Origin of the sequence: Maribacter antarcticus DSM 21422, from assembly GCF_000621125.1 — a bacterium.
Lineage (GTDB): Bacteria > Bacteroidota > Bacteroidia > Flavobacteriales > Flavobacteriaceae > Maribacter > Maribacter antarcticus.
Window position 1 is genome coordinate 22,494 of the sequence record NZ_JHZC01000017.1, and the last position, 24,986, is coordinate 47,479.

Here is a 24,986-nt window from a genome sequence, read left to right on the forward strand (position 1 = left end):
TAAGACATTACCTGTTTTTTTGGGTTTAGAATAGCGTTTTAATAATACCAAGGCATTAGGGCTAATGGTAAAAAAGTACCATTGAAAGCTATGTATACACGCGTATTGGTTTACGCATGATTTAGATAGTTCCAAGGGTATTGTTTAAGATAGTTAGAAACGTATCCTTTCCAATTTGTACAAACTTAAAGAACTGGAGTGGTTTGGAAGCGGGTCTTTTACAATTGTACCTATAAAAGCACTGGGCCATTTAAATAAACATAAAAAAGGTCAACATAAATTATAGGGGTATGGGACTTTGGTTGATACAGCTATAATCGATACTTCAATAGATGATAGAGTGCTCTTAGTACAAAGTGCTATACCAACATTACCAGCAAATCAACAAGTGGTTATTAGACTGTTTTACACGTAAGGATATTCCTTGAACGAATGAGTGATATACTAGAAATGGTCATAGGACGGTAATATCACGCTTGTTGTATGAAAGGAAAAAAAGTATAAATAATTTTAAAAGAAAATAGGAAGAAAAAATCGATGAGCCTATTAAGGAGCCTTTAAGTAGTAAGGAAACTAAATTTTACTTTACACTAGGAGAACAATCGTTATTAGAAAAAGTCAGTAAGGCCTGCAGTGTTAAAGTGGGCTGGCTGGCCTCTGTAATGACAGCGATAAACATATGTATTTTTTTATTTTATGTGTTACTTAATTTGTGAAAAGAACAGATATAAAAGGATAGATTATTTGGGTCAGTGGCGGTTTCCTATCTGTAATCGTTATGGTCATGTTAAAACCATATGTTTGGATTTACATGGATAAAAATGATGTTTTACGAGAATTTAAACGATTAGAACTACAGGTGTCTGTGGCATTGAATCGTCAGCAAAATAGAACGACGTAGCCAATATGTTTTAATTCGTTGAAATTTTTAGTAGTTTTGCAACTCTACAGGATGATTTCTCTCCTACGCTGAATTTTCGGATACTTCGAAAGCAAAAAGGTATAGAAGGAATAATTATTTTACTCGCTCAGCGAGATTTAATTATTAATGTTTGCATCTAAAAAGATGTCAAATGGTGCCTAATTAAAGCTAGGCATAAACCTTAAATTATTTTAAAATGGCTGTTTTAGACCAATTAACTTCGCAACAAGCGATCGACTTAGAAAACAAACACGGAGCACATAACTACCATCCACTACCAGTGGTTTTAAGTAGAGGTAAAGGTGTCTATGTATGGGATGTAGAAGGTAAAAAATATTATGATTTTTTATCTGCCTATTCCGCAGTAAACCAAGGGCATTGTCATCCTAAAATTATAGAAGCATTAAAAGAACAAGCAAGTATTTTAACTTTAACATCCCGTGCATTTCATAATAATGTACTAGGTGAGTATGAAGAATATGTAACTAATTTATTTGGTTATGATAAGATTTTACCAATGAATACTGGTGTAGAAGGTGGTGAGACTGCAATTAAACTATGTAGAAAATGGGCTTATAAAGTAAAGGGAATTCAAGAAAATAAAGCGAAAATTTTATTTGCAGAAAATAATTTTTGGGGGAGAACCTTAGCGGCAGTATCATCATCTACAGATCCTAGTGCATTTAAAGATTATGGACCTTATTTACCAGGTTTTGAAATTGTGAAATACAACGATTTAAAAGCATTAGAAAAGGCATTAGAGGATCCTAATGTTGCCGGATTTATGGTAGAGCCTATTCAAGGTGAAGCCGGGGTAATGGTTCCTGACGAAGGGTACTTAAAAAAGGCTTATGATTTATGCAAGTCTAAAAATGTTTTATTTATTGCTGACGAAGTTCAAACAGGGATTTCAAGAACAGGAAAATTATTTTGTTGTCAACATGAAGATGTTAAGCCAGATATTTTAATTCTTGGTAAAGCGTTGTCTGGAGGTGTTTTTCCAGTTTCAGCGGCACTAGCTGACAATGAAATAATGATGACTATTAAACCAGGAGAGCATGGCTCTACATTTGGAGGAAATCCATTAGGTTGTAAAGTTGCTATGGCAGCATTAAAAGTAGCTGTAGACGAAAATCTTGCTGAAAATGCAGAAAGATTAGGGACTATTTTCAGGGCAGAACTTTCTGCATTTGCTAAAGAAAATGACTTGGTAACTTCTGTAAGGGGTAAAGGGCTTTTAAACGCCATTTTGATTAACGATACAGAAGATAGCTCAACGGCATGGGATATTTGTATGGCCTTAAAGGAAAATGGACTTTTGGCTAAGCCTACCCATGGTAACATTATACGTTTTGCACCACCTTTGGTTATGACCGAAGAAGAGCTGTTGGATTGTGTGGGTATTATTAAAAAAACGTTATTAGAATTTTAAAAAGAGTAGTTGGTATAAAACATAAAAAGTCCCGTTTCAAATTTTTGAAACGGGACTTTTTTAATTTTACTGTAGCTACCTATTGAAAACCGCCTTCGGAAGCTACCGAATATAAAAGGGCACCAATAGCACCAAAATAAACGATGCTTAAGATCAGGAGTAGTCCGGCTATTCCCAATCCAATATAACAGAGTATTTTACCTGTTTTTACATTTTCATATCCGCTATAATTGGTACTATCCATTTGATATAGCCTTTCTGCTTTTCTAGCGCTGCTTAAACCTATAAAACTAAAAATAGCACCAAAAGGTCCACAACAAATTACGGTAAGCACTATGGATAAAATTCCAAAGGTGAGGGCATTGCTTGCTCCTGGTAAAGGTTGATTCATTTGTTTCTATTCTGCGGGTAGGCCTAGTTGTTCCAATAATTCTTGGTTCTGTTCCATGTATCCTTCCCATCCTCCCATAGAGACAATGGTGAAAATACTCCAGAGTAACGTAACAACTCCTAAAACTAAACCAACAATGGCAACAATTTTTGCGGTCTTTAGGGTACTGTAATTGGAATAGTCCTCAGAATTTTGACTAAATAATTTAGTGTCTTTATTTACCAAAAAAAGAGCGATACCAGAAAGTAATATCCCACCTATTCCCGCACTAAAACAGCAGCAAATAAAGGATAGGATACCAAGTACTATTGCAATGGTTACATTTGGTAATTTTTGTTGTTCCATAATTTTAAGTATTTGATTAAATAAATTTTAAAATATAATTGGTTAGTATGCATCCAACAGTACCGATTATAAGTACATTGGTTATTTTGTTTGCATATTTAATAGAGAATAATTTATCCATAATTAGGAATCCAAATAGAAGGAACATAGGATAAATGGCAGGATACATCTTAAAAGCAGCTCCAAACTGCCCTTGAATAAGAAAAATGATGGCTCGTTGTAGTCCACATCCTGGGCAATCAAAACCCCAAAGTTGTTTTGTAAAACATGGAAGCATGTAGTTCTCTATGCCCAAAAAGTAAGAGCTGTTAAGGATATGCATTTTGGTTTGTTGTTCAAAAACGAAAATTACCACTATTTTTGGGGAATCAAAATAAAATTATGGCTGTTTTTAAAGTAGGGGATAAAGTAGAGGCCATTGACGATGTTATCAAGGGTATCGTTTCACACGTTCAAGGTTCCTCTATAACCGTGCAAACCGAGGACGAATTCCAAATGGTATTTGACGCTAGAGAATTGGTTGTGATAACTGGAAGTATTACCGTAAGTAATTATGAAATAGCTCAGGTAAAAAAAGAAAAGGAGCTTCCTAAAAGGCGAAAACCGGCAGTAACAAGGCCTAAGGAGCGTAATCTTCCTAAAATGGAGGTGGACTTACACATAAATCAATTGGTGAAACACCCTAAAGGATTGGGCAATTATGAGATGCTGAACTTACAATTGGAAACTGCTAAACGGCAACTGGAGTTCGCCATGTCCAAACGTATTCAAAAAGTTGTTTTTATACATGGAGTGGGTGAGGGCATCTTAAAAGAAGAGTTAAGATACCTGTTTAATAATTATGATAATGTGAAACACTATGATGCCGACTATCAAAAATACGGCTTGGGTGCAACAGAAGTGTATATCTATCAGAATGTTTGAGACCTCATCTATAGAGTAGTAGTTACCGTACCGAAGTCTGAAATTCGCAAATCGGTTATTCTACTTTTATCCTTGGTAATAAAAGAAATTCCACTTAATTCAATTTTGTGCTCAAAAGTTTCTGCATCCACCGCTGTAGTAGTAACTAGGATATCACCTTCCTCAGCTATTATTTCTTCCGAAACTGTGGGCGAAGTTGGAGCTAATTCATCGCAAAAATAATCTCTGGGTACATCGTCCGTAAAAATCCTATAGGTTAATATAGTCGTGGTGGAAATGCCACTTGTAATTATTGTTGTATTTACTTCGTTTTTAAGAAGTCCTGCAGGCAGCTCTAAGATGAGCGCCTCGTCTCCATTTATTTTAAAGAGTAGGTTAGCTGTTGTCGCAGAAACAGTTTTACAAAAATCAGGAGTTTCTATACTATCAAAATCTACGGTTTCTATTTGTAAATCTCCATCATCACAGGAAATACATAATAGTAGGAGGAATAGGCCAATATTTTTTTTCATCTATATAAAGTTAGCCTACCAAACAATATAAACTTGTTTACATTGTTTGGCTCTGCCGTTAGTTGGTTAAATGCCCAGTATGAGCTCTTATAAATCAAATTTAATGTAAATATGGGGTATCCGTAGATAGGTTTAAAACCATTTACAGGTAATTTAACTTTATTTGAATTATTTTTGAAAACTATAAGGGAATTTTGGAAAAAAGAAGCCATTTTAATCTTTTTTCTTCTAAACAGGTCACTCTAATGTTGTTAACATCGATTAGGTAAAATAATTTAATCGAAAGTCATTTTAAAAACGCGGATCAAAAATGAAAAATGTATATCTGGATAATGCTGCCACGACTCAAGTTAGGAAAGAGGTTATTGATATAATGCAAGATGCTTTGGCTACTTCCTATGGTAATCCATCATCTACCCACAGCTTTGGAAGAACTGCAAAGACAGCTATAGAAAGTGCCAGAAAAACTATTGCCAAACAAATGAACGCTTTTCCGTCGGAGATTATTTTCACTTCAGGAGGTACAGAGGCAGATAATATGATTCTTAGATGTGCGGTTCGAGACTTAGGGGTGCAAACCATAATTACGACTAAAATAGAACACCATGCCGTGCTCCATACGGTGGAAGAACTCCATGAGAAAGGATTGGTAAATCTGTGCTTTGTGAATTTGAACGCAGACGGAAATCCTGATATGGCTCACTTGCAGACGCTATTATCCAAGGACGATTCTAAAAAGCTAGTAAGCATAATGCATATTAATAATGAGATAGGGAATAAAGTGGATATCCATGCTATCTCCGTGATGGCAAAAGAGCATGGGGCCCTTGTGCATTCGGACACGGTCCAGTCCATAGGACACTATGAATGGGATGTAAAAAGTACACCGGTAGATTTTTTAGCTGCTGCTGCTCATAAATTTCACGGACCAAAAGGAATAGGTTTCGCTTATATCAGAAAAAATTCTGGGCTGGGATGCATGATATCTGGAGGGTCTCAAGAACGCGGATTTAGGGCAGGAACCGAATCTTTTCATAATATCGTGGGTTTAGAGGAAGCGTTTGTTTTAGCGTATAAAAACCTAGAGGAGGAACAAAATTACGTTACAGATTTAAAGCAATATTTTATTCAGAAAATAGAAAACGAAATTCCAGGAGCAAGGTTCAATGGCTTGTCTGGAGATATGGACAATAGTACCTATACCTTGGTAAACGTATGCTTACCCGTGCAACCGGAAAAGGCATTGATGTTATTGTTTCATTTGGACATTAAGGGTATCGCTTGCTCTAAGGGTAGTGCATGCCAATCTGGTAGTGATAAAGGTTCTCACGTACTATCTGAAATTCTTTCCGAGGAAGACATGAAAAAACCTTCCCTTCGTTTTTCTTTCTCAAAGTATAACACCAAAGAGAATATTGACTATACTGTCGGAGTTTTGAAGGAATTTATGATACAATAATACAATGCTATTTTTTTAAAATGTTTTCGCGATAAACAGGTTTACTCTGTTCTATGTGTTCTAAAAAGAAAGATGAGCAGATAAAAGTTTAATGGAATACATAGATGTTAGTTAGACAATATGGAGTGTACCTGATTTCCGTTTTGAAGAATCAAAGACAGTAAGTTACTTTAACTTCCTGTCTTTATTTCGTTCACGCTCGTAGGGGAATTTTCGAATGGCGAGCTTCATCATTCTCTCAATAAGATCGGTTGTGTTTTTGCCAGTTTTTTTATTGATTTGTTTCTCATATTTCCATAAGAGTTTGCCCGTATTGCCATCACTTATTTTAACACCTATACGACCATAATTAGCGTTTCCAGAAAAGTAATCTGTAAAACTGAAGTCTGTTGGAACACCCTTCGATAATAGTACATTAAGATCTAGGGTGCCACTTATGATACCATCCACGCCTAACATTTCGCTAAGCTGTTTCATGGTATAGACATCTATATTTTTATAGGTAATCCCATTTTGGGATAAGATGGCCTTTGTGTTCTTGGTATTTTGAAATTCTACCGGTAACTTTTTCTTTTTTCCCCGTTTGGAAAAATAGGTCTCTAGAGCATTCTGTACTGCATATCCTTCTTTTTCTTCTAATGATATTAAATCCTTTTGACTCATTTGGTTTTTTAGGTCTAAATTGGTGAGAAAGGGTAAAATAGCAAGTGTACTATGACTAGTGCTTAGTTCATCGAATCGAGTACTTTCATAGATGTTCTTTTGTCCTTGTACCGAAAGAGAAGTGCAGAAAGCAATTAAAAATATAAATTTATACATGTTGTTTTGTTAAAGTCGCATTTGCAATCTAAGGTTCAATACCCGGGAGGTTAAAAAGTTGGGAACTGCAAATTCGTTTTTGCTGTCCACGTCTCTGACCCAAGTATTAGTAATAGAGTTTTGGTTGTTGAAAAGATTAAAAATTTCAAAACCAATACTTAATTCTTTGAACGAACGGAGCCAATGATTGGAGCCGTACATTTTGTTTTGGCCTACAAAAATATAGGAAATTCCTAAATCTGCCCGTTTATAATCTCTTAATCTATTCTGAAAAATATAAGGATTAGCATAACTAGGTGACCCGCCCGGTACCCCAGTGCTGTACACAAGGTTCAGGTACATTTTTAAATCAGGTATGTTTGGAATATAATCTTGGAACAGAATTCCTAATTTAAACCGCTGATCCGTGGGTCTTGAAATATAGCCACGTTCGTTTCGGTTCTCTTCTGTTTTTAAATAGCCCAAGCTAACCCAGGATTCGGTTCCTGGAACAAAGGCACCGTTTAGACGCAACTCTGCTCCGTATACGTATGCTTTGGCATCGTTGGTTGCTGAATAGCGTATGCGAACATCTTCTATAGTATATGGATTTACGTTCGTCAAATGTTTATAGTAGGCCTCGCTAATTAAGGTGAAAGGCCGTTTCCAAAGTAAAAAACTATATTCGTTTCCCGCCACGATATGAACTGATTTTTGAGCCTTAACATTCGGACGTATGATTCCTGAACTATCCCTAAGCTCCCTGTAAAATGGTGGTTGGTGGTAGACTCCGCCGGACAGCCTAAAAAGTATATCCTTTTGCCAATCAGGTTTTATGGCAAGTTGCGCTCTAGGACTTACTACGGTTTGAGAAACTTTTTCAACATCGGTACCGCTAACGGTCCAGTGTTGGCTGCGTATCCCCATATTGTAGTATATGTCATGTGCTCCCCATTTGGTTTGTTTTCCAAGCTGAAAAAACCCTGAAAAGCGGTTGGTCTTTACAAAATTAGTAGCGGTAATACTTTCAAAAGCTTCTAGAGAAGCATCAAAAGGTACTTCGGGCTGGTTATTGATGAATTCTGAGCGTGGAGGACGTACCGAAAACTCAGAAGAATCTATAAATTCGGACTCTCTAAGTTGGTCGCGGATGTCTTCGTGAGTATACTTAACACCCCATTCCATAACCAGATTTTTACGTTTGTGCATACCTCTATGGTTAAGGTTGAATATTAGGGCGTCCAGGTCATTTCTAGATCTATTGAATTGGGAGCCGATTCCTCTGGGCCTAATAATTTCGCCTAGTGTTTCACTTCCGAGATTACCATCTACTTGACCTAAGCGGTAAGACGCAATTACATCGGAATATTCTTCCTCGGTTGTGTGATAAAGCGATGTGATGAGTTTTAGCGTGGTGTTATCGTTCAATTTATAATTACCCTTAAAAGCACCAAGGGCTGTGGCGTATCTGTTTACTTCTTTTCCTTCGTAGAAAACCGCTAAAGCCTTCGGGTTTTGTAGTGTTCCAAAATTTGTTTGTCGGTTCAAGGGTTCGTTCGTATAAACGTTTACGGAAAGGTTACCTAAGAAGCTAAGGTTAAATTTATTAGAAAAACGATAGGTCAAATAACTTTGCACATCTGTAAATGCAGGATTAAAGTTACTTTGTGTTTGTTGACTGTTCACGAGTAGGGCATTATTTCTATATCGGAACCCGGAAATGCTACTCAGTTTTTTATTTTTAGAACGGGTTTCTAGCGTCGCGCTTGCACCCAAAAAACTAAAATCTCCTTGAAGCGAAAAGGTAGTTGGTGTTTTGTAGACAATGTCCAGCACAGATGAAAGTTTATCTCCATATTTGGCTTGGAATCCGCCTGAAGAAAAGCTTACATCCTTTACCATGCCACTATTCACAAAGCTTAGACCTTCCTGTTGTGCTGAGCGTATGAGAAAAGGTCTGTATACTTCAATTTCATTTACGTAAACAAGATTTTCATCAAAGTTACCCCCTCTTACCGAATACTGCGTACTCAATTCATTATTGGAGCTTACGCTGGGTAATAATTTCAAGATGTTTTCCACTCCGGCATTGGCACCTGGTATTTTACGCAGTTGTTCCGGTGAAATAGTCGTGATTCCTGTAACCTTTTTCCTTCCTCTTGGCGATATGGTTACGCCCGCTACCTGAACAATAGTGATTTTAAGTGTGGGGCTAAATTCAAAGTTTTCGTTAGTAGACAATAACAATCCTTCTAATACAAGATTTTTGTGACCCAAGTGAGAGAAGGTAATTCGAGTTTCCGTATCGGCATAAATGTTAAGGACATAGAATCCATTACTATCCGTTGCTGTGCCCAATGCGCCAGAAGAAATATTAACATTGGATAAAGGAATATTGGCTTCGTTAAGAACAACCCCGGTAATTGTGGCCGTTTGCGCGAGGCTATTAAACTGGCACAGTAGAAAGAGGGTGAAAATAGCGTTGCAAAATCTCAAATAGTTTATTTTCTAAAAAATGTGGTACTTAAAGTATTCTCGTTACCTACATTATCCGTAACGGTGACTTTGAGAACACATTGCTTCTGGTCCAAAATCTTATCGTCAAAATTATAGGTTAGCGTATTTCTTTTAGGCTCGTATTCCATTAAAATCCATTTGCCGTTCAAAGTTGCAGTATAGGTGTCAACCCCACTGAGGTCATCAGAAATGGTTAGACTTAAATATTTATAATTGTTGAGCCACTGTTTATCCTTGAAATTTTTGGCACGTATCTTAGGAACAATAGTATCCTTGACTAAGGTATAGGTTCCTAAATTTCTTGTTCTTGTGGTAAAAGTACCTGCACGTTTATAGGTGCTTGCGTAACTGGGTTGTAACTTACTATCCAATCGTGCTATAAATAACTGTTTTTGTTCTTCTTTGCTAAATTTTGTTGCATCGAACGTAATCGTAAAGTTGCGATGGGCGGGTACAGTATTCCGGTGAATGCTAACCGTATCTTTTCCTTTTTTTAAATCGATATAAAAGTCCTCGTAAAAAGTATTAGACGGAAAATATACTTTTGCGCCGCCTAAATCATAATTATTTGGTTTTTTGGCAATAACGTAATCATCCGTGCTGTTTTCTTCTTTTGGCATCTTGAGTTCCTCATTTTTACCTTCGACAGGTATTTTTAATACCACTACATTTCCTTTAAAATCCTTGATGCTTATCTCAATATTATAACTTAATCCCTCTCTAATTTCTATTTCTCCATTGTTGTATAATTCTTCATAGATACTTAGTTTGTTTCCAGGCGATTTAAATAATTTTTGAATTCGTTGCCGGTAACGTCCAAAATAGTCATAATCTATTAGGGTATTTATATATCTTGTCTCACCAAACGAAAACGATTCAAAGTCGTAGGCCGAATATGTTTTTCCGTTTACGGAAAGTGAAGCTGCATATATCCCATTCCTATTTGCAGCCATATCTTGACGGTCAAATCCTATAAAACCAACCCCAATTTTACCACTGGCGTGTACTTTATTGGCTAGAAAAGTGCCATCACTCTGTTTGGTAAAATTTACCTGAATTCTATTTCCACTTTTATTCACTTGTGCATTTTTGGAAAGTGGGTATAGAAACAGTTTTTCCAATATCGGGTTCGTGGCATCGGCAACATCAATACCGTAGAGTAAGGGGTTTGTTGGTTTTTTCGATACGCTACTGCGAATTTCAAAATGAACATGTGGTCCTGAAGATCCACCTGTGTTACCGCTGTAAGCGATAAGTTCTCCTTTCTCGATTTTAAGTTCTCCATAGTCAGGAAAAACTTCCACTTCATATGCCTTTCTTTGATACTGTATCTCCTTGATGTAGTGCTCTATCTTGGGAGAGAATTTTTGTAAATGCCCGTAAACAGATGTATAACCGTTCGGATGCGCCACATACAATACTTTTCCATAGCCCCACAAAGCCACTTTTATACGTGTAATGGTACCATTACCAATACCGTATACGGATAATCCCTCGCGCTGCTGTGTTTTAATGTCTATACCAGAATGAAAATGGTTGAATCGTAATTCCCCAAATGTTCCCGCTAAGATTATGGGTATGTCCAACGGAGGCCTAAAGGTATGTTTAGGATATATCGCTTGTCCTATAACTTGGGTAATGAATAGGAGTAAGAAGCTTTGGATAATGTTCTTCATAAGTGCAAAAAGTTACTGCGAAAATAATTAAACCAAGCCAATTCTTGAAAGGTTTGTTGTAAATGTATAAAACCCCTGTTGTTTATCTGGTTTTATTGCCTTGGTGAAATACTTAAAAGATTATTCGTAAAAAGTATTGCTAATTCTTCGGATGAATGTTAACTTTGTGTAAACTGCATCGAATTTTTTGTATGAGTGAATTAATACAAATCGTTGACTCCTTAGAAAATAGGATTAGTAAGTTGCTTCATAAGTTAGAGGTGTTGCAGCGGCTTAATGAAGAACTGGAAAACGAGTTGGTTTCGATAAAATCTGTTCAACAAAAAGCTGATAAATCGGTTTCGGATTGGGAAGAAAAGTATAATTCGCTCAAACTTGCAAATTCAATGCTTGGGATTAACACGAATAAAACAGAAGCAAAGCTTAAAATAAATACGTTAATACGTGAGTTGGATTATTGTGTAACTCAACTTGCGGAATAATGTTAAAATAATATGTCAGATAAGCTCAAAATAAAGCTTTCCATTGCAGACAGGGTATATCCATTAACGATAGATCCAAGTCAAGAGGAAGGCTTGCGAAAGGCCGCTAAGAATATAGAACAGTTGGCCAAGAAATTTGAGCAGAATTATGCCGTTAGGGACAAACAAGATGTTTTGGCCATGTGCGCTTTGCAGTTTGCCTCTAAAATAGAGCAAAAAGGTATAGATCAGACAGAAGGAACCCAAGAAGCTCAACAACGTTTACAGGCGTTGAGTGATTTGGTGCATTCAAAGCTAGCTTCACAGTAAATACGTTCTTTAAAAACTAATTTAAGTTACTGCCCACATTGGTAATACCTTTTGTCAAACTCAACATTTATTTTTTTTAAAAAGGGTGAGTTTAGATTGTAAAAGCAAGCCCTACTTGTATAGGGATCCTTGATCAGTCTGTTAGCCCTAAACCTGATTTCCGGAGTTTGTACAAAACTTCTCCAATGTGGGCTTTTTTTTAATATAAACAACTATGGACAGTACAATGATTATAATAGCCGCCATCATAGGATTGGCAGTTGGCTTCGGAATTGCGAAGTTTATGGAAAAGGGGAAAGCCTCCAAGACCATTGCAAACGCTAAGAAAGAAGCAGCCCGATTTTTAAAAGAAGCGAAGGTAGAGGGGGAAAACCTGAAAAGAGACAAGATTTTACAGGCCAAAGAGAAGTTTTTGGAATTAAAGGCCGAGCATGAGAAGGTAATTATAGGCAAGGATAGAAAGATTAACGAATCCGAAAAACGCACTAGGGACAAAGAATCCCAAGTGAGTAGCGAATTAGCAAGAGGTAAAAAATTAAGCTCTCAGTTAGATGAAAAGCTGAAAGATGTTGATTATCGCAAGGATTTTTTTGAGAAAAAGCAGTCCGAAGTCGATAAATTGCATAACAGCCAAATACAGCAATTAGAGGTTATCTCCGGACTTTCGGCTGATGATGCCAAGAGTCAACTTATAGAGAGTTTACGAGAAACCGCTAAATCTGATGCCATGGTTTATATACAGACCACGGTAGAAGAGGCAAAGCTAACGGCACAGCAAGAAGCACGTAAAATAGTAATTAACACAATACAGCGCATAGGAACCGAAGAAGCAGTAGAAAACTGCGTCTCAGTCTTTAATATAGAATCCGACGACGTAAAAGGCAGGATTATAGGACGTGAAGGTAGAAACATACGGGCATTGGAATCGGCAACAGGTGTAGAAATTATTGTTGATGATACCCCTGAAGCAATTATACTCTCTTGTTTTGATTCTGTTCGTAGAGAAGTAGCACGGTTATCCCTTCATAAATTGGTGACCGATGGTCGTATTCACCCTGCACGAATCGAGGAAATAGTAAAGAAAACAGAAAAGCAAATAGAGACCGAAATTATAGATATAGGAAAGCGTACCGTTATTGATTTAGGTATTCATGGGTTGCATCCAGAATTGATAAAAGCGGTAGGTAGAATGAAGTATCGCTCTTCTTATGGTCAAAATTTACTACAGCATTCTCGGGAGGTGTCAAAATTATGCGGTGTTATGGCAGCGGAAATGGGCTTGAATGCCAAAGTTGCTAAACGTGCAGGTTTGCTGCATGACATTGGTAAAGTACCAAATACAGAGGCAGAGGTAGAAACACCACACGCCATTTTAGGTATGCAGTGGGCAGAAAAATATGGCGAGAAACCGGATGTGTGCAATGCCATTGGTGCACACCACGACGAGATTGAAATGAAAAATTTGATTTCTCCGATTGTACAAGTTTGTGATGCCATTAGTGGTGCAAGACCAGGTGCAAGACGTCAAGTCTTGGATTCTTATATTCAGCGGTTAAAAGATTTAGAAGAAATTGCTTTTGGTTTTGGTGGGGTACAGAAAGCCTACGCTATACAGGCCGGTAGGGAGTTACGAGTTATTGTAGAAAGTGAAAAAGTAAGTGATGATAAAGCGGCGCAGTTGTCTTTTGAGATTTCTCAAAAAATACAAACAGATATGACCTATCCTGGACAAGTAAAAGTCACGGTGATTCGAGAAACTCGAGCTGTTAATGTGGCAAAATAAGTTTTGTACATCATGATGAGAGGATTAAAAAAAAGTGTCGTTTTTAACGGCTCTTTTTTAGTTTAGACCGTTAAGCCAATTTTTTAGATTCATTTCTTCTTGTTCCGAGAGTTGGTTTCTCTTTCCTTTCGGCATTTTTCTGGTAATAAATACTTGGGTATTGATTTCTAATCGCAAACTATCCATATTATACAAGGTAAATAGCTGTAGTTGTCTTTTAGTTGCGTGACACGTATTGCAGTTGTTTCTTAAGACTATAAATGCTTTTTGCTTAGTACTGGTTTGTTCTGTTTGAGTAGTATTTTTTTTAAGGTCTTGCGCATCATTTTTATCCAGCAAACTAGCGAGAAGAAGAATAAATCCTAACACCATAGTATATTTCATTATTTAAATATACTTAGCTTTTATCTGTTTGAATGGTTTTGTAGCGTAAAGAAATCCTTAAGTCCAGTAAGAATACTTTGAACTGCATAAGAGGCAAGAGTTAGTTCCATTATTTTAGTTATTACTGTTATTCCCTAAGCTCCTATTTTGTCCAGCACATAGATGGCGGCAAATGGCAATAAGCTTTTTATTGCTATTACAATTAACACCAAAAAGTTGTTAAAGCTTGTTGTTCAATAGCATACATATGATTGTCACTTATGAAAATAACAGTCATAATTACGCCTAGAGATGCAATGGAAGGTATAGCTACCGGAAAAAAGCGTTACGGCCTATAGTCTGTGTAATCAAATGCTTCTCAGATTCAGGCTTACCATCTCCAGAAATCATTATTAATGCGAACAAAAAGAGAATTACTTCACCAGAAATCTGAAAGGCGTCTTAAGAAATATCCATACCTTCTAAAATCAGTTGGCCGATTACAATAAAGAATAAAAGAATTAATAACCGCAATTAAAAACAACAGCGTAGTTATAATTTCTGTTATTCTATACGTTTACCTTGTGTCGTAAATGAAAGGTCTCGTTGTCCGTAGGTAGAAATTATTACGGCTTCAAATAATGTGGGTCGGAAATATTAGGTTCTGTTGCCCACTCAAAAATGAAGTTAGCTTCTGTACCTCTCTTTATGTCAGATTACGCAATCGCTATCTCTAATTTCTCCATACTTTTTATAGATATTTGTTGACTAAGATAAGATGCTATGGCAATACCTTTTGTGTCATAATAATTGGCTTTTAAGAGGTATATGGAATTTGTCTCACTAATATTTCTTATGCTGACCTTAGCTGTAAGGTCTTATGACGTGTGTTATGTATAACTGTAGATTTGAATAAACAGATAAGTAAGAGGCTCCGTAGCATAAGCTATCGGTATGGTTAATCTGTGTTACTTCATTGCTCCAATTAAACGTCGGAATTGATTCATGAGTTTTTTTATCAGGAGTGCACTTATAATAGCGTATCAATGCAACCAATAGTATAGAACTACACCGAACTGTTTTTTCATGTCTTAAAGGATTTTGGTACTGCTTATTATAGCCTTAAATAATAATACAAAACTTTTTTCGAAAATACTACTAATGTATGAGTTGAACGAGGTCTGCTAGTTAACCTTCTTTATTTTTGATTTCTATTAGAGTAGTATTTTTTTGAAGCTATAAAAATAATTCAATTCCTATTTACAAAAGAAAGGCTATTGTATTCTGTTTTTGTTGTTTTCATGATTTAATAAAAATAAATACCGCCAACGATTATAGCGCAAAAAGCCCTGCAATACACAAGGTAGGCAGGGTTTAAGTTGGTTTAAAAGTTGCTATTCCTCTCCGGAATAAGTAGCTTCTTGTTCTGCCTCTTTTTGAAGATTATTTTTTAAGATATTGAGTTTTTTGAGTTTTGCCATCCAAGAATCGAGCGCTTCTTTATGACTATTCACTTTTTTAATAACATCCTTTACAATCGGATTATCCTCAGATGCGTTGGAGAAAAATTGTAGGTTGTTTTCTAACTGACGAATCTCATTTTTACTCTCGTCTATTTTTTTACGTATAAAACTACGCTCGTTTTGTATGGCTCTTCCCTGGTCGTCGTCCTCTTTAAGACGTTGAATCTTATTTCCATATTTTAATAATTCCGATTCCTGTTTACTAATGTCTAGCTTATGAAAAAGTGCATCGATTATTTTATTGAACTTTTGATTGATACTTTTTTGCTTGAAAGGAACATGACCAAATTTCTTCCAATCAGTTATGAAGGTTTTTATGGTCGCTAAGTTTTCATCCCTATTGTCTGTTAGTTTAAATTCTTTTAGCCGTAGTAAAATAGCTTCTTTTTCTTTTAGATTTTCAACCTCTTCATTATCTGCTTTGTTCTTTAGTGCATGGAACCTTTCAAAATAATGATTGCAAGCAGCTTTAAATTCCTTCCAAATTTTATCAGAGTACTTGCGTGGTACATGTCCAATACTTTTCCATTCGTTTTGGATACGCTTCATTTCGCCAGTTGCCGTATCAAAATCTTCGGTATCCTTCAAGGAAATGGCAACTTCTAACAAGGCTCTTTTCTTATTTAAATTTTCGTCTTGATCTTTTTTAAGGTTTTTATAGAATGCATTTTTATTACGGTTGAAAATACGTACCGAAGATTTAAAAGCGTTCCACGTACTTTCGTTATCCTTTTGTGGTACTTTGCCAGCTTTAAAAAATGCTTCCCGTAAGGCCTCTAGTTGTTTTATCTGTTTTTGTAAAGTACCATGGCTGTTGGAGGCATTGGCAGATAAGGTCGTTATTTCTTCAATGATTTGCTTTTTCTGATGCAGATTTTGCTCATGTACTTTATCTAAATCTTTAAAGTATTCTTGTCTTCTTCCATGTATGGTTTTGGTAGCCTTGCTAAAACGTTCCCATATTTCTTCTCGGTGCTCTTTTCCTACAGGGCCAATATCCTCTTTCCAAATCTTATGTAAAACTTGCAATTCCCTAAATGCCCTATTTAAATCTGGCTCTATGGCCAAGGACTCTGCTCGTTCCACAATTTTTTGCTTTTCCTCAAGGTTATGCTTAAAATCAAGGTCACGCAACTCCCTGTTTAGATTTAAAAAGTCGTAAAAAATTTCTATATGGTGTTGGTAGGTTTTCCAGACATTATTGTACTCAGTTCGTGGAACGGGACCAGCGGTTTTCCATTTCTCCTGAATACTTTTAAAACTATTATAAGTTGTATTAATATCCTCTTCTACATTCACTAAGGACTTAAGGTTATCTATAAGCTCTAACCTATTGGCTAAGTTTTCTTTGTGGCTTTTTTCAAGACTCTTGTAATGCTGATTTCGTTTTTCCCGATACTCTGTATATACTTCGTTAAATTGTCTTTTGGTAACAGAGTTGTAATTAAAGTCTATTTCAGTGCCACCTCCAGAAATAAATTCCTCTTTTTTCTCATCGATAAATTCTTGGAACTTTAAATTGAATTCATCCCGTATTCCATCAGCGTGTTTTTTGATGGCCTGTACTTTTTCGTTTCGTATTAACCGTTGCAGTTCTCCTACCAAGTTTTCCATAGACATGGAATGGTAGTCCAATTCAGGAATCTGATGTCTTTTGACGGTATCTTTATCCTCTGCATCTTCTGCGTTATTTTTGTCTATTTCATCAAGGCCATCTCCATCATCCTTGTTCTGTTTAGAAGATTCCTTTTTTAATTCACTTGTAGGTTTTTTACTTTTTTTAGTGTCGTTTGAAACTACTATATCTTCTGTATTTTTTTCTTCTAGCGTATCATCAGTATTATCGTTCTGGCTTACGGCTTCAGTTTCCTCCTTCGGTTCTGAGTTCTGTATTGCATCCTCTTTTGAAGTTAACTTTTCTTCAGAGGACACTGCTATGGAAGGTACCTCGCCTTTAAGTGTTTTAGTATTCTGAACATCGGTATTTTTCTCCAAAACTTCTTTTTCTGTTCTGGTAGTTTCCGAGCTATTTTCTGTTACCTCGCTTTCAGGTATTGTTTGTTCGTTGTCTTCAGACATCTTCTTTGTGTTATGTTTTACAAGATAGTAACAACCTAAACAACCGCAAAGAATATATAAGTTCTTTTTGATTTCTAATATCGTATGTATTTTGTTGCTATATGTATAAGTAATCGAAGATAGGTGGAGAAATTGTTTGAGTCACTTACTTATTCCAGATTTCCCAAGCTTTTTCAGCTTGTAGCTCCAACATACGAAAACCATTTAAAATTGTTGCTCCTTTTGCTTCCCCATGGGCAAGAAAGGCTGTTTTTTCTGGGTTGTAGATTAGGTCAAACAGCAAGTGCTTTTGGGTGATATACTCGTAGGGTAGTTTTGGTTTTTCTGTTATATTAGGGAACGTGCCTTGTGGGGAACAATTAATAATTAAACGAGAACTCTCTATAATGTTTTGGTCTAGGGTTTCATAGGTATAGCCATTATTTTTTCCTGTCCTCGAAACAAATGTAAATTCGATTTCTAGCTCTTTTAAGACATAGGCAATGGCTTTTGAAGCGCCACCCGTTCCTAGAATAAGTGCCTTAGTGTGGTGTTTCTTTAAATACGGCTCAATAGACCTTTGAAATCCGTAAGCATCGGTATTATATCCTTTTAAACCAGACGGACTTACTTTTATTGTATTTACCGCCCCAATTTCCAGTGCGGATGGTTCAAGTTCGGTCAAATAAGAAATGATAGCTTCTTTGTATGGTATGGTAACATTTAGGCCAATAAGATTAGCTGTATTTTTTAAAACTTCCTTAAATTCTGATATGTCCTGTAGGTCAAAATTCTCATAGCTGTAATGAGGTAACTCCAACTCGGAAAACTTAGTTGTAAAATAGCCTTTTGAAAAGGAGTAGGAAATATTCTTTCCAAGTAAGCCGAACCTAAATTGTTTTGCGTCTGTTTTTTCCATACCAATCTAAAATTAATAAAATACTTATCCCGAATAAAACAAAGAAGAGTGCCCACCATGTTTCGGATATTTGGAAGTTCGGAAAAAAACGTTCGTAGTTTACTATAATTCGTTTTCCATTTGAATCTATTAGGGCAGTGCTTTCTGTTCCTAATTTGTAAACAGTTCTTTTCCAAGGCCAAACCACACCCAAAGAGCCCGTAATAAAACCAAGGATTACCGCCGTAGTTTTATGTTTGTGATGCTTAAGCACATAACTTAGAATATGGGACAAAGTAACAAGTCCAGTAGCCGAACCAGCGGTAAAAACCGCTAGTATGGTTAAAGTAGTCAATCGCTCTGGATTGTGTATAAAGCTAAAATCACCTTGCAGTAGCTCAGAAAATGTATGGTAAAGTGCGTTGACCGAATCTACCAAGAGTAACACATAATTGCCTAAAAGTATGAGTATAAAAGAACCTGAGAGTCCGGGTAAGGTCATTCCGGAAACGCTTATCATACCACATAAAAAGATGAAGAATAAATTATCGTTTTGTGTTGCTGGATTTAAAAAGCTAATGGCTACACCAACTGAGAGTCCAATAAAAGCTGCCGATATCGTTTTTTTTGTCCAATGGTCAAAGTCTTTTCCTATGTAGTAGATGGAGCCCAAAATCATACCAAAAAATGCGGACCAGACATATAGTTCCTTATGTTCTAAAAAATAGTCCAATACTTTGGAAATACTAAAATAGCTGACCAGCATTCCAAAAAGGAGCAAAGTTAAAAAAGAACCGTTTATATACCTGTAGAAACTTTTAAACCTACCACTGAAAAGAAGCTTAAATGCTTTACCATTTATTTTTTGAAGGGAGTAGATGAATTCTTCGTAAAAACCACCTACGTATGCCACAATTCCTCCAGACACTCCCGGAACCTTGTTGGCCGCGCCCATACAAAGACCCTTTATTACAAGGAATACTTTATCTGTAAAGGTTCTAGGTTGGTTCATGAACTAGGGTGCTTACTTTTTAGAAGCTGTTTTTTCCAGTATAAAAATAAGGGAAAAACCTATCAAGGCAGACACGATAGCAAAAGTTAATTGAGGATTACCATTAAAATGGAATGGAGAAATATTCTCGTCTATAATTATTTCTTTTTTGCCTATCTGAATTACCTCAAGTATATGCTTCCAAGGCCAAATTTTATTTAATGATCCTAAAATGAAACCGGTAAGTACGGCGAGCGTTGCATCCTTGTAGTTTTTAAACATCCATTTTAAAAGTCTTGCAAAACTCAGTATTCCAAAAACAGCACCTAAACCTACGGTAATCACAATTTTAAGGTCCTTTTCGTTCACAGCGTCGAGAATAGTTTTGTAGGAGCCAAGAAGTACCAATATAAAAGAACCAGAAATTCCAGGCAGCACCATGGCACAAATCGCTAATGCTCCTGAAAAGAATAAGAAAGGTAAGCTATCCGTATTTGCGGAGGGTGGCAGGGTTGTAATATAAAATGCAACCACGGTTCCTAATGTGAATAAAACTAGAGATAGGACATTCCATTTGGTTATGGCCTTTGCTACGAATATGACACTGGCCAAAACAAGACCAAAGAAAAACGCCCATATTGGGATGGGGTGAAATTCTAGTAGCCATGTAACAAGTTTAGAAAAAGATAGGATACTTATCATCATTCCTATGAATAGTACTAAAAGAAAGCTACCATTCAGTTTGTTCCAAAATGCTATAAAACCTTCATTTTTTAGGGTTTTAAATGTGGAAAGGTTCACGTTGTTTATAGATGAAATAAATTCTTCATAAATTCCGGTGACAAAAGCTATTGTGCCTCCGGAAACACCTGGCACCAATTCTGCAATACCCATAGCCATTCCTTTAAGGGTAATAAAAAGATACTGCAAATACGTTCGCTTCTCCATAAATAACTATAACTGGGGTTTAGGCTTTTTTTGAATCGGTCACTATCGTTTTTAACCATTCGGAAGTCCCAAACTGAGGAAATTGGTTTTGGAAGAGATGTATTTTTTTAGTCTTTTTGTCCAATCTAAGTGCATCCAACAACGTAATTCTTGCGTTAATACGATCCCCAGCTAATAGAAGGAATCCAACACTCATGTAAAGAATTTTCAGGTTTTTTGGATAAAACTCTTTTCCTTGTTTAAGAATTTGCAACGCACCATCAAGGTCACCATTCTTTTGCGCTACTTCTGCCCATTTTAGCCAAGTATCCAATTCGTAGTTTCCCAAATCAACGGTTTGTTTAAAAGCGAAATAGGCTTGGTCAAAATCTTTAAGCGCTACTTGTATTTTGGCACATTTTTTCCAATAGAGTGGGTTGCCACCGTCTATATTCAAAGCTTTATTGATGTAGAAAAGCGATTTTTTGTAATTCTTTATTCTGAAATAGTAATTTGTAATGGCCAACCAACCTTTGTCCAACATGGGGTCCTCGTGCACAGTTTGATAGAAATAGTACTTGGCCATCTCACTGTTATTTAACTTTTCATAGCATTTACCAATCCGTAGAAAAGCATGGGATGTAGGGTCTTCGATAGATATGGTTGTCTCGTAGTTTTCTATGGCTTCTGTATATTGCCCTAGTTTCTCAAGGACTTTACCTTTTTCAAAATAAGCACCTATAAACGTATCATCGGAGATAATGGCGAAGTCAAATGCCGCCAGTGCTTCCGAATACATTTCCTTACAGTAGTATTGTTTACCTAGCTGATGCCATGCAACTTCACAATACGGATTATGTTCTAAGTATTGGTTTAGATAAACTATAGCGCCATCAAAATCCTCTAAATATTCGAAACAGTAAATTACGTTATACAGCGATGAATAATCTTGCTCATCAAAATCCACGCATTTTATAAAACTTTGTCTGGCCATTTTAAATTCGTCCATAAATAAGTACTCCATACCTAAAAGCGAGTAAATGTCTATGGAGTCCGGTGAAAGTTCCAATGCCTGTTGTAAAAGATCAACGGCGCCCTCATGGTTGTCCTTTTTAGAATAAATATTAGCGCGTTGTATATAAATCTCTTCGTTGTTGGCGTCCAATACTTGTAGTTCGTCCAACAGCTTTTCGGCGTCCAATAGATTATTTTCAAATACCATTACTTCTACTTGTAACAGTTTTAACTCAATAGAATCGGGGTGTTGTTGTAGCCCAATTTTAATACCTTTTTTTGCTAAGGAGATTTTACCATTGTTCAGATAATGGTGTATAATATCCTCAAAGTCTTCGGCATCAAAGAAATAGACATCGTCTGTCTTTAACATCGATTCGAACTTGGTAATGGGTCGGTCAGGTCTTTCGCTAGATTCTAACGCCATAGAAACTTTTTGGTTCAACTATTAAAATAAAAGTAAGCCTTTGAAGATGTTATTGGAGATACCCTAGCTCTATATTATTAACAAATTAGTTAACAGGGTGTTGTTGTGGGCTATTTAAAATAGAAAGTATTAGACTACATCCTTTTTTAATCTCGGCATTTGATATGGTTAGGGGAGGAGATATGCGTACCGCACTGGGTTCGAATAAAAGCCAAAAAAGGATGAGTTTGTTTTCTTTTGCCCGAAGGACTAATTCGTTCGCTTTTTCCCCATTTTCCATAATCAAGGCCAGCATCAGTCCTTTTCCTCTTATTTCCTTTATCGAAGGATGAACAAGTAGTGTTCTGAAGAGTTTTTCTTTTTCCAAGGTTTCCTGAATCAAATTCGTTTGTAACAACTCGTTCAAAGTAGCTAAGCATGAGGCGGCTATTACCGGGTTACCGCCAAACGTAGTAATATGACCTAATTTAGGATTAGCTTGAAGGGATTGCATAAGTTCCCTGCTTGCTGTAAACGCACCAACAGGCAGGCCAGAAGCCATACCTTTGCCCATAACTAAAATATCTGGAATACAGTTAAAGTGTTCAAAAGCGAAGAGTTTTCCTGTGCGACCGAATCCTGGTTGTATCTCGTCTAACACCAACAATGCGCCGACTTGAGTACAGCGTTGTCTTACTTTTTCTAGATACTGATTCTTTGGAAGTATAAAACCCGCACCTCCTTGAATGGTTTCCAAAACAACACAGGCCGTTTTTTCGGTAATACGCTTTAGTTCAACTTCTATATTAAAATGGATAAAGGCAACATCAGGTATCAATGGCCGGAAAGAACTTTTACGTTCTTCGTAGCCCATAAGACTCAGACTTCCCATAGTATTGCCGTGATAGGCATGGTGCGCTGCAATAATTTCGCTTCTTCCTGTGTATCTTCTCGCTAACTTTATGGCGCCTTCTATAGCTTCTGTTCCTGAGTTAACGAGGTAGGTGGAGTTTAATTGGGCAGGGAGGCTATTTGCTAAAAGTTTGGCATAGTCTACCGCTGGCCCTTGTTCGTATTCCCCATACACCATTACATGCATATATTTGGTGGCTTGTTCTTGTACGGCAGCCACAATCTTTGGGTGGCAATGTCCTAATCCACAAGCGGATACTCCAGCAACGAAGTCCAGATGTGCGTTTCCTTCTGTATCATAAATATAACTACCTTGTGCGTGGGATACTACGATTCCCAAGGGATACGGTGTAGTTTGGGCTTGATATTTTAAAAAATCAGAAGTCATATAGATAGCTACTTAACCTTTTTGGGGTTTTTAATTTTTTTTTGATCTGTGGCTTTAATAGTATTGTTATTTACAGGGTCTGTGGCTTTGTTATTTCTTTCATACTCCTCTGCATCGATATCTATGGGGTTTTCCAGACCTCTGATCACTACCAGTTCAACGTTATTATCGTCCTCATCAAAAATATCGTCCTTGGTAAGAATACGTTCATCACCATACCAAACAAACCCTTTTAGAATTCTACTGTTTTCTGGAAGGTCTTTCTCCGGAAACATATCACCATCGGGATTGGTGAAAAAAGTAAGCTCGTCTACATCATTATTCTCCATAGTTATATGAATCTTGCTACAGATGGTCTTGTTTATGCCAATAAGCTCGTCGTCGTCGTTGTACATGTAGTAAATAACCTCGGTGTTTTTAATCAGGTCTATTATTTTAAGTTCGTTTTCTATGAATTTACCGAATAAATCTTTTCCCTTGGCCTGGTTAAACCCTTCCATACCTACACTGTCCAGGGAAATAATAAAGGCATTATTCAACACTTTAAGAGAATCTAGCTTTTCGGTTTGTTTGTTTGATATCAAATGAATGCTATCACCTGTCATTTGATTTTCCCCGTTCCAAAGTATCGGGTTCGTAATTAGTTGGGTGATTCCTGTTCTTTCTTCGGAATGAATCGAATCACATTTACCACTTAAATCGGTCTTAAAGAATTTTGCATTCCTAAAAGCACGCGTGATACGTTCGTCAGGTTTGCCCGTAATCATAAGCGTATCGCCATGTACATAGAGAGAATCTTGTTCCTGAACTAGAATGGATACGGCCCTTTTTGTTGCGAATAAGGAATCCTTTGCTTTATGTACTTCGGCATAATGGGCTCTCACAATGCCTTGGTTTATGGTGTCCGTAACCGTGATGTTGTTTGTTGCCGATGCGAATTCCCGAATTTTGTTAAAATAAACGCTATCACCTTCCATAATGCGATCGTTATAATCTACCCTAGTATTTTTAATACCATAGCCACTTTCTACTTTAGTATCGTAAAAGCCACGTTCACAATATATTTTATAAGTTTCACCAACAATGGTAGAAGGTCCATACATATACGCATTTTTGGAGCTGGTATAATAATCTAGCTGTTCGGAGTCCAAAATGTATTCTGGATTGTTTATATGAACACTATCCAGAAATCGGTACTTTTTTCGCTCCATAAAATAACGTCCAACTTTACTCGTCAAGATGTTTGCGGAATCAATTACTGTTCCATAGTCCTGATAATAAGCCTCTTGATTTTCTCTATCTAGACGTAACGTATCTGTTTTTAGCGTCATATCCGAATTGGTCAGCACGACATTGCCCCATGCCTTTGCCAATTTGATATCACCTTTATATGTAATTTTTTGACTTGTCATTTCTACCGAGTCACCCTGTTTTAACAACACATTGCCTCTGGCTTCCAGTCTGTTTTCCTTTTGAAAAAAAATGGCTACATCGCACCAAAGGTCTGCACCTTGATGCTCAAATTGGACCTGTCGTTCATCCTTACTGAAGATAGATGCACCCGGATAGTCCTTTTCGTTTTTAGTGAAGTTGGCACCGTAAACAATGTTTATTTGTTTGGCTTCCTCTGGCTGATCTTGTGCAACCAATATACTCGTAAAAAGTAGGGATACGATTCCTAAAACTGTCCTATACAAGGTTATTTTTTTTCAAATTTAGTATTTTTAAAATAGGCCTGTACAAGATTAGGATTCTTTTAGCATTGGCGTATTGTATCTGTATAATTTTAACCTTGGGTTTGTGGTATTTACATAACCTCCTTTATTAAGCTCGGGGTCTACGTATAATTGCCATTTTCCACTATTTAAACGATACCGCTTCGAATAGGGTGCAATAGAATAGAGGCCTCTAAATCGATGGTTTTCAATGCTTCTGGACCTCTGCAAGATAGTCTAC

Annotated in this window: 23 protein-coding genes, 1 other RNA gene and 1 pseudogene; 9 read left to right on the top strand and 16 right to left on the bottom strand. The window is 36.7% G+C overall.

Annotation, left to right across the window (positions count from 1 at the left end; all coding sequences use genetic code 11):
• Nucleotides 1-545 precede the first annotated feature (545 nt).
• The 3 genes from Q360_RS27205 to rocD all read left to right on the top strand — a co-directional run bounded on the left by Q360_RS27205 (nucleotide 546) and on the right by rocD (nucleotide 2,354).
• Nucleotides 546-716, top strand: a complete 171-nt coding sequence (locus Q360_RS27205) for a DUF6768 family protein (protein ID WP_316931526.1) — start codon at nucleotides 546-548, stop codon at nucleotides 714-716.
• Between the two features lie 68 nt (nucleotides 717-784).
• Nucleotides 785-901 carry a DUF6768 family protein gene (locus Q360_RS27210; RefSeq protein WP_316931523.1) on the top strand — a complete coding sequence of 39 codons (117 nt, stop codon included), beginning with the start codon at nucleotides 785-787 and terminating at the stop codon, nucleotides 899-901.
• Nucleotides 902-1,118: 217 nt separating this feature from the next.
• A complete protein-coding gene (gene rocD, locus Q360_RS0113535; protein ID WP_027077573.1) occupies nucleotides 1,119-2,354 on the top strand; it encodes an ornithine--oxo-acid transaminase in 1,236 nt (411 codons plus the stop codon).
• Nucleotides 2,355-2,433: 79 nt separating this feature from the next.
• On the opposite strand, the gene Q360_RS0113540 is transcribed toward rocD, so the two are convergent.
• Genes Q360_RS0113540 through Q360_RS0113550 form a run of 3 tightly spaced genes read right to left on the bottom strand, consistent with a single transcriptional unit; the run spans nucleotide 2,434 to nucleotide 3,412 of the window.
• Nucleotides 2,434-2,745: a CCC motif membrane protein gene (locus Q360_RS0113540; protein ID WP_027077574.1), complete on the bottom strand. Its 312-nt coding sequence runs from the start codon at nucleotides 2,743-2,745 to the stop codon at nucleotides 2,434-2,436.
• 6 nt (nucleotides 2,746-2,751) lie between these two features.
• Nucleotides 2,752-3,090, bottom strand: a complete 339-nt coding sequence (locus Q360_RS0113545) for a CCC motif membrane protein (protein ID WP_027077575.1) — start codon at nucleotides 3,088-3,090, stop codon at nucleotides 2,752-2,754.
• A gap of 16 nt (nucleotides 3,091-3,106) precedes the next feature.
• On the bottom strand, nucleotides 3,107-3,412 hold the full coding sequence (locus Q360_RS0113550) for a DUF2752 domain-containing protein (protein ID WP_036195983.1): 306 nt from the start codon (nucleotides 3,410-3,412) through the stop codon (nucleotides 3,107-3,109).
• A gap of 59 nt (nucleotides 3,413-3,471) precedes the next feature.
• Here Q360_RS0113550 and Q360_RS0113555 point away from each other — a divergent pair, with 59 nt between their 5' ends.
• Nucleotides 3,472-4,014, top strand: coding sequence for a Smr/MutS family protein (locus Q360_RS0113555; RefSeq protein ID WP_027077577.1), 543 nt, complete (start codon nucleotides 3,472-3,474; stop codon nucleotides 4,012-4,014).
• Nucleotides 4,015-4,022: 8 nt separating this feature from the next.
• Here Q360_RS0113555 and Q360_RS0113560 read toward each other — a convergent pair whose 3' ends face one another.
• Nucleotides 4,023-4,526: a hypothetical protein gene (locus Q360_RS0113560; RefSeq protein ID WP_027077578.1), complete on the bottom strand. Its 504-nt coding sequence runs from the start codon at nucleotides 4,524-4,526 to the stop codon at nucleotides 4,023-4,025.
• Between the two features lie 310 nt (nucleotides 4,527-4,836).
• Here Q360_RS0113560 and Q360_RS0113570 point away from each other — a divergent pair, with 310 nt between their 5' ends.
• Nucleotides 4,837-5,985 carry a cysteine desulfurase family protein gene (locus tag Q360_RS0113570; RefSeq protein ID WP_027077580.1) on the top strand — a complete coding sequence of 383 codons (1,149 nt, stop codon included), beginning with the start codon at nucleotides 4,837-4,839 and terminating at the stop codon, nucleotides 5,983-5,985.
• A 165-nt stretch (nucleotides 5,986-6,150) separates the two neighbouring features.
• Here Q360_RS0113570 and Q360_RS0113575 read toward each other — a convergent pair whose 3' ends face one another.
• Genes Q360_RS0113575 through Q360_RS0113585 form a run of 3 tightly spaced genes read right to left on the bottom strand, consistent with a single transcriptional unit; the run spans nucleotide 6,151 to nucleotide 10,976 of the window.
• Nucleotides 6,151-6,804, bottom strand: coding sequence for a hypothetical protein (locus Q360_RS0113575; RefSeq protein ID WP_027077581.1), 654 nt, complete (start codon nucleotides 6,802-6,804; stop codon nucleotides 6,151-6,153).
• A 9-nt stretch (nucleotides 6,805-6,813) separates the two neighbouring features.
• Entirely contained in the window at nucleotides 6,814-9,279 is a 2,466-nt protein-coding gene (locus Q360_RS0113580; RefSeq protein ID WP_245603265.1) for a TonB-dependent receptor, read from the bottom strand.
• Nucleotides 9,280-9,284: 5 nt separating this feature from the next.
• Nucleotides 9,285-10,976: a M23 family metallopeptidase gene (locus Q360_RS0113585; RefSeq protein WP_027077583.1), complete on the bottom strand. Its 1,692-nt coding sequence runs from the start codon at nucleotides 10,974-10,976 to the stop codon at nucleotides 9,285-9,287.
• A 191-nt stretch (nucleotides 10,977-11,167) separates the two neighbouring features.
• Here Q360_RS0113585 and Q360_RS0113590 point away from each other — a divergent pair, with 191 nt between their 5' ends.
• The 4 genes from Q360_RS0113590 (at nucleotide 11,168) to rny (ending at nucleotide 13,550) form a co-directional block, all read left to right on the top strand.
• A complete protein-coding gene (locus Q360_RS0113590; protein WP_027077584.1) occupies nucleotides 11,168-11,458 on the top strand; it encodes a hypothetical protein in 291 nt (96 codons plus the stop codon).
• A gap of 12 nt (nucleotides 11,459-11,470) precedes the next feature.
• Nucleotides 11,471-11,767 (top strand): cell division protein ZapA, encoded by a 297-nt coding sequence (locus Q360_RS0113595; protein ID WP_027077585.1) that lies wholly within the window; start codon nucleotides 11,471-11,473, stop codon nucleotides 11,765-11,767.
• 58 nt (nucleotides 11,768-11,825) lie between these two features.
• Nucleotides 11,826-11,936: non-coding RNA, 6S RNA (ssrS, locus tag Q360_RS25295), on the top strand.
• A 45-nt stretch (nucleotides 11,937-11,981) separates the two neighbouring features.
• The gene (gene rny / locus Q360_RS0113600; protein WP_027077586.1) at nucleotides 11,982-13,550 is read left to right on the top strand and encodes a ribonuclease Y; all 1,569 of its coding nucleotides are present in this window, start codon (nucleotides 11,982-11,984) and stop codon (nucleotides 13,548-13,550) included.
• Nucleotides 13,551-13,607: 57 nt separating this feature from the next.
• Here rny and Q360_RS0113605 read toward each other — a convergent pair whose 3' ends face one another.
• The 9 genes and pseudogenes from Q360_RS0113605 to Q360_RS0113640 all read right to left on the bottom strand — a co-directional run bounded on the left by Q360_RS0113605 (nucleotide 13,608) and on the right by Q360_RS0113640 (nucleotide 24,727).
• Complete coding sequence (locus Q360_RS0113605; protein WP_027077587.1) at nucleotides 13,608-13,934, bottom strand: hypothetical protein; 327 nt, start codon at nucleotides 13,932-13,934, stop codon at nucleotides 13,608-13,610.
• 695 nt (nucleotides 13,935-14,629) lie between these two features.
• Nucleotides 14,630-14,779 (bottom strand): annotated as a pseudogene (locus Q360_RS27460) (DUF3124 domain-containing protein); the annotation flags it as partial.
• Nucleotides 14,780-15,307: 528 nt separating this feature from the next.
• A complete protein-coding gene (locus Q360_RS0113610; protein ID WP_027077588.1) occupies nucleotides 15,308-17,515 on the bottom strand; it encodes a DUF349 domain-containing protein in 2,208 nt (735 codons plus the stop codon).
• Nucleotides 17,516-17,660: 145 nt separating this feature from the next.
• Nucleotides 17,661-18,413: a shikimate dehydrogenase family protein gene (locus Q360_RS0113615; protein WP_027077589.1), complete on the bottom strand. Its 753-nt coding sequence runs from the start codon at nucleotides 18,411-18,413 to the stop codon at nucleotides 17,661-17,663.
• Nucleotides 18,385-19,404, bottom strand: a complete 1,020-nt coding sequence (locus Q360_RS0113620) for a DUF368 domain-containing protein (RefSeq protein WP_027077590.1) — start codon at nucleotides 19,402-19,404, stop codon at nucleotides 18,385-18,387. Before Q360_RS0113620 ends, Q360_RS0113615 begins: the two co-directional genes overlap by 29 nt.
• A gap of 12 nt (nucleotides 19,405-19,416) precedes the next feature.
• Nucleotides 19,417-20,331 carry a DUF368 domain-containing protein gene (locus Q360_RS0113625; RefSeq protein ID WP_027077591.1) on the bottom strand — a complete coding sequence of 305 codons (915 nt, stop codon included), beginning with the start codon at nucleotides 20,329-20,331 and terminating at the stop codon, nucleotides 19,417-19,419.
• A 19-nt stretch (nucleotides 20,332-20,350) separates the two neighbouring features.
• Nucleotides 20,351-21,751, bottom strand: a complete 1,401-nt coding sequence (locus Q360_RS0113630) for a tetratricopeptide repeat protein (protein ID WP_027077592.1) — start codon at nucleotides 21,749-21,751, stop codon at nucleotides 20,351-20,353.
• Between the two features lie 85 nt (nucleotides 21,752-21,836).
• Nucleotides 21,837-23,030, bottom strand: coding sequence for an aspartate aminotransferase family protein (locus Q360_RS0113635; RefSeq protein ID WP_027077593.1), 1,194 nt, complete (start codon nucleotides 23,028-23,030; stop codon nucleotides 21,837-21,839).
• Between the two features lie 8 nt (nucleotides 23,031-23,038).
• Nucleotides 23,039-24,727: an OstA-like protein gene (locus Q360_RS0113640; protein ID WP_394331952.1), complete on the bottom strand. Its 1,689-nt coding sequence runs from the start codon at nucleotides 24,725-24,727 to the stop codon at nucleotides 23,039-23,041.
• Between the last annotated feature and the right edge of the window lie 259 nt (nucleotides 24,728-24,986).